Source organism: Streptomyces sp. NPDC059994 (assembly GCF_042737755.1).
GTDB lineage: Bacteria > Actinomycetota > Actinomycetes > Streptomycetales > Streptomycetaceae > Streptomyces.
In genome coordinates this window covers 1-9384 of the sequence record NZ_JBHWUR010000179.1, presented here as the reverse complement: position 1 = coordinate 9384, position 9384 = coordinate 1, and the positions used below count along the sequence as shown (strand labels likewise).

Genomic DNA, 9384 nt, shown 5'->3' with positions numbered 1-9384 from the left:
TCACCAACGTGTTCAGGGCCAGGTCCAGGTCCGGGCCCAGGTACCAGTCGCCCGTGTGGTCGATGCTGTAGACGCGTCCCCCGGTGTCGATGGCGGCGGGGCTTGCGGCCCCTGCCCCCCGCCTCAAACGCCGCAGGGCTGATTTTGCCCAGGCTCCGCTCCCTTGACCCCGCAGGGGCTGAATTTCCCGCCGCCGGGCCTCGCATCGTGGCCGCACCCCACCCCCCTAAGGGGCGCGGGGAACTGCGCGACCAGCCCCCACCGGCCCGCAGAAGAACGCGGGGCCTGGGGGGCGAAGCCCCCGTGGCGGAGTGCAGGGGCCCCAGGCCCCGCCCGGGGTCCAGGGGCTCAGACCGGGGTCCAGGGGCTCAGACCGGGGTCCAGGGGCTCAGACCCCGCCCGGGGCCCGGGGGCGCAGCCCCCCGGGAAACACACCTCAACCCCGGCGGGGAGGGGCTCACCCCTCCAGAACCACAACCTCCGCCCCCACAAACCCCACCCCCACCAACTCCCCCACCCCCACCACATCCCGCACCCCGCACTCCGCCTCCAGCAGCGGCCCAGAGCGCGGGCGCAGCCGCAGAGCGACGTGGTTGCCCCGGAACGTGCGCGCCAGGACCTCACACTCCAGACCCTCGTCGGCCGGAAGCAGCCGAACCCCCGCCGGGCGGACCAGAAGACGTACGGACCCCTGCGGCGAGCCCCCCGGCACCGGCACCTTCCCCCACTCCGTCGACGCCACCGCCCCCGACACCTTCGCCGCGACCACGTTCTCGAAGCCGAGGAAGCGCGCCACGAACTCCGAGGCCGGCCGCTGCCAGACGTCGAGCGGCGTACCGGTCTGGGCGATGCGGCCGTCCCGCCGCATCACCACGACCCGGTCGGCGAGCGCGAACGCCTCGCTCTGGTCGTGCGTGACGGCGAGCACGGTCGTGCCCAACCGGCCGAACAGGGAACGCAGTTCGACCACCAGCCGCTCCCGCAGCGTACGGTCCAGCTGGCCCAGCGGCTCATCCAGCATCAGCAGCCGCGGCGAGGGCGCGAGCGCGCGGGCGAGCGCGACGCGCTGCTGCTCGCCGCCGGAGAGCGCCCCGACCGCCCGCCGCCCCGCCCCCGGCAGCCCTACGAGCTCCAGCAACTCCTCGACCCTGGAGGCCTGTTGGGCGCGCGGTACGCCGCGCATACGCAGGCCGAAGGACACGTTCCCGGCGACGTCCCGCTGCGGGAACAGCTGGTGGTCCTGGAACATCAGGCCCACGCCCCGCCGGTGCACGGGGACGCTCGTCTGGTCCGCGCCCGCGAGCAGCACCCGCCCCGTATCGGCCGGCTGGAGCCCGGCCACCACCCGCAGCAGCGTGGACTTGCCGCTGCCGCTGGGCCCGAGCACGCACACCGTCTCGTGCTCGGCGACCTCCAGGTCGACCGCGTCGAGCGCGGCCCGCTCGCCGAACCGGACCGTCACCCCGTCGAGCTTCAGCATCAGAATTCTCCGGTCCGGTCCGTACGAACGCGTTCGAGGAGCAGCAGGGATGCCGCGCACACCACCATCAGGATCGTGCTGAGCGCCATCGCCTGCCCGTAGTTGAGGTCCCCGGCCCGGCCGAGCAGGCGCGCCACCGCGACCGGCAGGGTGGGGCGGTCGGGGCGGGCGATGAACACGGTCGCGCCGAACTCCCCGAGCGAGACCGCGAACGCGAACCCCGCCGCGATCAGCAGCGCCCGCCGCACCAGCGGCAGGTCCACCTCCCGCCAGACCCTGAGCGGCGAGGCGCCGAGCACGGCGGCCGCCTCGCGCAGCCGCCCGTCGACCGCGCGCAGTACGGGAAGCATGGTCCGTACGACGAACGGCACACCCACCAGCGCCTGGGCCAGCGGCACCAGGATCCAGGAGGTGCGCAGGTCCAGCGGCGGCCGGTCCAGGGTGATCAGGAAGCCGAAGCCGACCGTCACCGCCGACACTCCCAGCGGCAGCATCAGGAGCGCGTCGAAGCCCCTGACCAGGCGTCCTCCGCGCCGGGTGAGGGCCGCCGCCGCCAGTCCGCCGACGGCTACCGCGATGCCGGTCGCGGCCAGTGCGTACTGCACGGAGTTCCACACCGCCTCCAGTGGCGGCACCAGGAAGGTGCCGCCCGCCCCGGCGGACTGGAGGGAGCGGAAGTAGCCGAAGCCGTAGCCGTCGGGGGTGTCCAGGGAGCGGGCGACCAGCACGCCCAGCGGCAGCACGATCAGTACGGCCACCACGGCGAGTACCGCCGCGAGCAGCGTCCACTGTCCCGCGCCGCGCGGGCGCCGGGCCGTGTGCGCGGGGTCGACGAGTTTCAGGGCGCTCTCGCGCCGCCGTACCGTCCAGGCGTGCACGGCGAGGACCGCGCCGACCGCGGCGAACTGGACGAGGGTGAGGACCGCGGCGGTGGGCAGGTCGAGGAGCTGGGCGGTCTGGCGGTAGATCTCCACTTCGAGCGTGGAGAAGGTGGGGCCGCCGAGGATCTGGACGACGCCGAAGGAGGTGAAGGTGAAGAGGAAGACCATCAGGGCGGCGGCGGCCACGGCGGGCCCGAGCGCGGGCAGGGTGACCGTGCGCCACGCCGCGAACCGGGAGGCGCCGAGGACCCGGGCGGCTTCCTCCTGGCGCGCATCGAGCTGGGCCCACAGGCCGCCGACGGTCCGTACGACGACCGCGTAGTTGAAGAAGACATGCGCGAGCAGGATCGCCCACACCGTGGTGTCGAGCCGTACGCCCCACAGCTCGTCCAGCAGCCCGCCCCGGCCGAGCAGCGCGAGGAACGCGGTGCCGACGACGACCGTGGGCAGCACGAAGGGGACCGTGACCACGGCCCGCAGCAGCTGCCGTCCGGGGAAGTCGAAGCGCGCGAAGACGTACGCGCTGGGGAGCGCGATCAGCAGGGTGAGCGCGGTGGAGGCGAGCGCCTGCCAGGTGGTGAACCACAGGACGTGCCCGATGTCCGGGTCGGTGATCACCTCGCCGATCCGGCCGAGGTGCCAGACGCCGTCGACGCGCAGCCCGCGGCCGACGATCGCGGCCACGGGCCAGGCGAAGAATAGCGCGAAGAACGCGAGCGGCAGGGCCATCAGGCCGAGCCGCACCGCGTTCGCGCGCACCCTCTTCGCGCGGGGCGTGCGGCTTACTTCAGCACGAGCGAGGACCACGACTTGACCCACTGCTCACGGTTCTTGGAGATCTTCTCCGGAGCGACGTCGTGCGTTTCGGTGACCGTGGCGCCGAACCTGGTGAACAGCTCGGGCAGCTTGGCGTCCTTGACCACGGGGTTCACGAACATGTTGAGCGGCATGTCCTCCTGGAACTTCCTGGAGATCAGGAAGTCGAGGAGCGCCTTGCCGCCCGTCTCGTTCTTGGCGCCCTTGAGGAGCCCCGCGAACTCGGTCTGGCGGAAGCAGGTGCCGGTGGCGACGCCGGTGGGGGCCTCGGTGGGCTGCGGCTTGGCGTACAGGACCTCGACGGGCGGGCTGGAGGCGTAGGAGACGACCAGCGGGCGGTCGCCCTTGGCCTTCTTGCCGCCGGCGGAGCCGGAGAAGTCCTGGTTGTAGGCCTGCTCCCAGCCGTCGACGACCTTGACGCCGTTGTCCTTGAGCTTCTTCCAGTAGTCCTGCCAGCCTTCGTCGCCGTACTGGGCGGCGCTGCCGAGCAGGAAGCCCAGGCCCGGCGAGGAGGTCGCCGCGTTCTCGGTGACCAGCAGGTTCTTGTACTCGGGCTTGATCAGGTCGGCGAAGGAGCCCGGCGGACTGAGCTTCTTGTCCGCGAAGTACTTCTTGTCGTAGTTGACGCAGATGTCGCCGGTGTCGATCGGCGTGACCCGGTGCTCGCCCTTGTCGAGCTGGACGGCCGCGGGGACGGCGGCGAGGCCCTTCGCCTCGTACGGGGTGAAGATCCCGTTGTCGAGGGCGCGCGAGAGCAGGGTGTTGTCGACGCCGAAGAACACGTCGCCGCGCGGGGATCCCTTGGTGAGGATCTCCTGGTTGAGCGCCGCGCCCGCGTCGCCGCTCTTGAGGACCTTGACCGTGTAGCCGGTCTGCGCGGTGAACTCCTTGAGCACCGCGTCGGAGGCGGCGAACGAGTCGTGGCTGACCAGTGTGACGCTCTTGGACCCGGTGCCGCCGTCGGACTTGCCGGCGCTGTCGTCCTTGCCGCCGCACGCGGCGAGCGTACTGACCCCGAGGGCGGCGGCGAGCGCGCCGGCCGCCAACATCTTCGTACTGCGCATGGTTCTGGATCCTCCTGGTGGGACCAGGAAGAGACGCGGCCCTGCTCACCGGGCGGCGGCGAGCAGGGCGCAACAGCTTGAGTGATGACCGAACTTCCTACCCAGAATGACCTGGGCAAGGTTCAGAGGGTCTGCGACCTTACGGTGTCGCACTCTCAGCGCTGTGGCGCTCCCCTGTCGGAATATGTAATTTCGAGCCCAGACTACCTCTCGGACGCGGCGAGCTGTCCGCACGCTCCGTCGATCTCCTGGCCACGGGTGTCCCGGACGGTCACCGGCACCCCATGGGCCGCGATGGCCTCGACGAACGCCTTCTCGTCCTCGGGGCGCGAGGCGGTCCACTTCGAGCCCGGCGTCGGGTTCAGCGGAATCAGGTTGACGTGGACCCGCTTGCCCTTGAGGAGGCGGCCGAGCAGGTCACCGCGCCAGGCCTGGTCGTTGATGTCGCGGATCAGTGCGTACTCGATCGAGATGCGGCGGCCGGACTTCTCCGCGTACTCCCACGCCGCGTCCAGGACCTCGCGGACCTTCCAGCGCGTGTTGACCGGGACCAGGGTGTCGCGCAGTTCGTCGTCCGGCGCGTGCAGCGACACGGCGAGGCGGCACTTGAAGCCCTCGTCGGCGAAGCGGTGCATGGCCGGGACCAGGCCGACGGTGGAGACGGTGATGCCGCGCTGGGACAGGCCCAGGCCGTCGGGCTCGGGGTCGGTGAGGCGGCGGATGGAGCCGACGACCCGCTTGTAGTTGGCGAGCGGCTCGCCCATGCCCATGAAGACGATGTTCGACAGGCGTGCCGGGCCGCCGGGGACCTCGCCGTCGCGCAGCGCGCGCATACCGTCGACGATCTGGTGCACGATCTCGGCGGTCGACAGGTTGCGGTCCAGGCCCGCCTGGCCGGTCGCGCAGAACGGGCAGTTCATACCGCAGCCGGCCTGCGAGGAGATGCACATGGTCACCCGGTCGGGGTAGCGCATCAGCACCGACTCCACGAGCGTCCCGTCGTGCAGCCGCCACAGCGTCTTGCGGGTGGTGTCGTCGTCGCACGAGATGTGCCGCACCACCGACATCAGGTCCGGCAGCAGTTCCTCCTGGAGCCGGGTGCGCGCGGCCGCCGGGATGTCCGTCCACTGGGCCGGGTCGTGCGCGTACCGCGCGAAGTAGTGCTGCGAGAGCTGCTTGGCGCGGAACGGCTTCTCGCCGATCGCGGCGACAGCCTCTTTCCGCTCGGCGGGCGAGAGGTCGGCGAGGTGCCGCGGCGGCCGCTTCGCTCCGCGAGGTGCGACGAAGGTGAGTTCTCCCGGGACAGGGCGGGCCATGAGTGGAATCTCCTCAGTACGGCGAGGCCGGGCTACCTCCGCCGACGCGGAGCAAGCGGCGGGGCGATGCCCAAGCCGGGAGACCTCACAGGATCACCCCCGCGTGCGCGGGGCCGAAAGGGCGCACCGCGAGAACGGCGCGCCCTTCCAGAGTACCGGGGCCGGTCAGCTCCCGCCGACGAAGATCACCAGCAGCAGCCACACCACCGGCGCCGTCGGCAGCAGGGAGTCCAGGCGGTCCATGATGCCGCCGTGGCCGGGCAGCAGTGTGCCCATGTCCTTGATGCCGAGGTCCCGCTTGATCATCGACTCGCCGAGGTCGCCGAGCGTGGCGCTCGCCGCGACCGCGAGGCCGAGCAGCAGGCCCTGCCACCACTGGCCGTCGTCGATGAGGAACTGCATGCACACCGCGCCCGCCGCCATCGCGAACGTCACCGCGCCGAGCAGGCCCTCACGGGTCTTGCCGGGGCTGATGCGCGGCGCCAGCTTGTGCTTGCCGAAGCGCCAGCCGACCGCGTACGCGCCGGTGTCGCTGACCACGGTCAGCAGCAGGAAGACGAAGACCCGCCACGGCCCGTCGTCGGCGGTCAGCATCATCGCGACGAACGTGGCCAGGAACGGCACGTAGAACGCCGCGAAGACACCCGCGGTGACGTCCCTGAGGTAGCCCTCGGGCTTCTCCGTCATCCGCCACACCAGCACCGCGAGCGACGTGAGCGCCATCGCGACCCAGGCGCCTTCGGCGCCGCGCGCGTAGCCGGCGACGACCATCGCCGCGCCGCCCACCGCGAGCGGCACCAGCGGCACCTTGATGTCCTTGCGCTCGTCGAGCCGGGAGGTGAGCTCCCACAGGCCGACGACGACCGCCACCGCGATCACCCCGACGAAGACGGCCTTGACGACGAACAGCGACGCCAGGATCACCGCGCCGAGCCCGACGCCGACCCCTATCGCGGCCCGCAGGTCGCGCCCCGCCCGCTTCTTCTCCGGCTGCGCGGGCCGCTGCGGCTGCTGCGGAGTCGAAGGTGGTACCGAGCTGGGCATGGGCTCCTGCGGCGTCTCTTCGCGGAACAGGGGACCGCTCACCCGAGCGGCCCCCCGGTCACGTTGTTCGCGGTCTACGGCGTCTCTGCCCGCGTCTGGCACTACGGGCGATCGGTGCGTCCGGGACGGGGCGTCATACGCATCGTAGGCAGCGCCCGCCGAAGGCACCTCCTGGGAAGGCCCCTGGTCGGGTGGCCCCCAGTACTCGGGTCGCGGCGGAGCCCCCCAGGAAGAGTCGTTCATCAGACCTCGAGCAGCTCTGCTTCCTTGTGCTTGAGCAGCTCGTCCACCTGCGAGACGTACTTCGCGGTGGTGTCGTCGAGCTCCTTCTCCGCACGGCGGACCTCGTCCTCGCCGGACTCCTTGTCCTTGACGAGCTTGTCGAGGGCGTCCTTGGCCTTGCGGCGCACGGAGCGGATCGACACCTTGGAGTCCTCGGCCTTGGTCCGGGCGACCTTGATGTAGTCCCGGCGGCGCTCCTCCGTCAGCTCCGGGAACGTCACCCGGATGATGGAGCCGTCATTGCTCGGGTTGACGCCGAGGTCCGAGTCGCGGATCGCCTGCTCGATGTTGCGCAGCGCGCTCTTGTCGAACGGGGTCACCACGGCCATGCGCGGCTCGGGCACCGAGAACGAGGCCAGCTGGTTGATCGGCGTCAGCGCACCGTAGTAGTCGGCCACGATCTTGTTGAACATCGCCGGGTGCGCACGGCCGGTGCGAATCGCGGCGAAGTCCTCCTTGGCGACCAGGACGGCCTTCTCCATCTTCTCCTCGGCTTCGAGGAGGATTTCTTCGATCACCACTTGCTCCTGCATGTCTTGAGTGGGCCGGGAGTGCTCCGTGGGGTGCTCAACGGCCCTGCGTAACCCGCGTCTTCCCCTGCACGGTGTCCGACCGTCAGGGGATTGTCCATCCCCCGGTCAGGCCCGGGTGCCCTGGTCGCTCACGAGCGTGCCGATCTTCTCACCCTTGACCGCGCGCGCGATGTTGCCCGCGGTGATCAGTTCGAAGACCAGGATGGGGAGGTTGTTGTCGCGGCAGAGGGTGATGGCCGTCATGTCCGCCACCTTCAGGTCGCGGGTGATGACCTCGCCGTACTCCAGCGCGTCGAACTTCACGGCGTCCGGGTTGACGCGGGGGTCGGAGTCGTAGACCCCGTCCACCCCGTTCTTGCCCATCAGCATGGCCTCGGCGTCGATCTCCAGGGCGCGCTGGGCTGCCGTGGTGTCGGTGGAGAAGTACGGCATGCCCATGCCCGCGCCGAAGATGACGACGCGTCCCTTCTCCAGGTGGCGCACGGCGCGCAGCGGGATGTACGGCTCCGCGACCTGGCCCATCGTGATGGCGGTCTGGACCCGGGAGTCGATGCCCTCCTTCTCCAGGAAGTCCTGGAGAGCGAGGCAGTTCATCACCGTGCCGAGCATGCCCATGTAGTCGGAGCGGGCCCGGTCCATGCCGCGCTGCTGGAGCTCGGCTCCGCGGAAGAAGTTGCCGCCGCCGATGACGACGGCGATCTGCGCGCCGTCCCGTACGACATTGGCGATCTCGCGGGCGATGGCGTGCACGACGTCGGGGTCCACGCCGAGACCCCCTCCGCCGGCGAACGCCTCACCGGAGAGCTTCAGCATGAAGCGTCCGGTCACCTTGCCATCGTCGCGCTTGTGGTCAGCCTGGGTGGCGGCGTCCGCGCCCTGATTCATGGGGATCTCCTCGTACACATACGAAGAAGGCCATTGCCGGTGGGTGCTGTGTCCCTGAGCGGCAATGGCCTCCTCGTCAGATCTGCGGTCGTCCGTCGCGAGCGCGGCCGACGACTGCCTCAGACCCTAGCGGGGTCTTCCGTCGATCGCTGAACGGACTCAGATGCCGACCTTGATACGCGAGAAGCGCTTCAGGGTGACACCGGCCTCGTCCAGAACCTTCTGGACGGACTTCTTGTTGTCGAGCGCGTACGGCTGGCCAAGGAGCGTGGCGTCCTTGAAGAAGCCGTTGACACGACCCTCGACGATCTTCGGCAGCGCGGCCTCGGGCTTGCCCTCGGCGCGCGTGGTCTCCTCGGCGACACGACGCTCGGTCTCGACGACCTCGGCCGGGACGTCCTCGCGGGACAGCCACTTCGGGGCGAACGCGGCGATGTGCTGCGCGATGCCCTTGGCGACGTCGGCGTCGGCCTTGTCCAGCTCGACCAGGACACCGATCTGCGGCGGCAGGTCGGGCATGGTGCGGTGCATGTACGCGAAGACGAAGCCGTCGCCGTACTGCGCGAAGCGGTCCAGGACGATCTTCTCGCCGAGGTTGGCGTTGGCCTCGTCGACGTACGCCTGGACGGTCTTGCCGGCCTCGATCTCGGAGGCGAGCAGCGCCTCCAGGTCGGCCGGGGAGGTCGCGGCGACGTGCGCGGCCAGCGCGGCGGCGGTGGCCTGGAACTTCTCGCCCTTGGCGACGAAGTCCGTCTCGCACTTCAGCTCAAGGATGACACCGGAGGTGTTGTCCTCGGCGATGAGGGAGACGACCGCGCCGTTCTCGGCGGAACGGCCCTCGCGCTTGGCGACGCCCTTCTGGCCCTTGATGCGCAGCGCCTCGACGGCCTTGTCGACGTTGCCGTCGGCCTCGTCCAGCGCCTTCTTGCAGTCCATCATGCCGGCGCCGGTGAGCTCACGGAGCTTCTTGACGTCAGCGGCGGTGTAGTTCGCCATGAGTCTGTGTTTCTCTCTCGAAGTCTGACTCGAAGTCTGAAAGATCTACGGGGCTACGGGGTGACGGCGGGGGCACAGCATGTGCCC

Annotated in this window: 8 protein-coding genes, 1 pseudogene and 1 riboswitch; all 9 genes and pseudogenes read right to left on the bottom strand. The window is 70.4% G+C overall.

What is annotated here, in order from left to right; all coding sequences use genetic code 11:
* Window positions 1–94 (bottom strand): annotated as a pseudogene (locus ACFWA7_RS38865) (SUKH-3 domain-containing protein); the annotation flags it as partial.
* 363 nt (window positions 95–457) lie between these two features.
* Window positions 458–1480 (bottom strand): ABC transporter ATP-binding protein, encoded by a 1023-nt coding sequence (locus ACFWA7_RS38860; RefSeq protein ID WP_385827904.1) that lies wholly within the window; start codon window positions 1478–1480, stop codon window positions 458–460.
* Window positions 1480–3090: an ABC transporter permease gene (locus tag ACFWA7_RS38855; protein ID WP_385549226.1), complete on the bottom strand. Its 1611-nt coding sequence runs from the start codon at window positions 3088–3090 to the stop codon at window positions 1480–1482. Before ACFWA7_RS38855 ends, ACFWA7_RS38860 begins: the two co-directional genes overlap by 1 nt.
* Before the next feature lie 53 nt (window positions 3091–3143).
* On the bottom strand, window positions 3144–4241 hold the full coding sequence (locus ACFWA7_RS38850; RefSeq protein ID WP_385827902.1) for a thiamine ABC transporter substrate binding subunit: 1098 nt from the start codon (window positions 4239–4241) through the stop codon (window positions 3144–3146).
* Between the two features lie 76 nt (window positions 4242–4317).
* Window positions 4318–4427, bottom strand: a riboswitch (TPP riboswitch).
* A gap of 17 nt (window positions 4428–4444) precedes the next feature.
* Window positions 4445–5557, bottom strand: a complete 1113-nt coding sequence (rlmN, locus tag ACFWA7_RS38845) for a 23S rRNA (adenine(2503)-C(2))-methyltransferase RlmN (protein ID WP_385549206.1) — start codon at window positions 5555–5557, stop codon at window positions 4445–4447.
* Window positions 5558–5722: 165 nt separating this feature from the next.
* Window positions 5723–6844: a phosphatidate cytidylyltransferase gene (locus ACFWA7_RS38840; RefSeq protein WP_385549203.1), complete on the bottom strand. Its 1122-nt coding sequence runs from the start codon at window positions 6842–6844 to the stop codon at window positions 5723–5725.
* Window positions 6844–7401: a ribosome recycling factor gene (frr, locus tag ACFWA7_RS38835; RefSeq protein ID WP_385549200.1), complete on the bottom strand. Its 558-nt coding sequence runs from the start codon at window positions 7399–7401 to the stop codon at window positions 6844–6846. The genes ACFWA7_RS38840 and frr overlap by 1 nt, the downstream gene beginning before the upstream one ends.
* Before the next feature lie 120 nt (window positions 7402–7521).
* Window positions 7522–8301, bottom strand: a complete 780-nt coding sequence (gene pyrH, locus ACFWA7_RS38830; protein WP_385549197.1) for a UMP kinase — start codon at window positions 8299–8301, stop codon at window positions 7522–7524.
* 159 nt (window positions 8302–8460) lie between these two features.
* Window positions 8461–9297 (bottom strand): translation elongation factor Ts, encoded by an 837-nt coding sequence (gene tsf, locus ACFWA7_RS38825; protein WP_385827900.1) that lies wholly within the window; start codon window positions 9295–9297, stop codon window positions 8461–8463.
* Window positions 9298–9384: the final 87 nt, after the last annotated feature.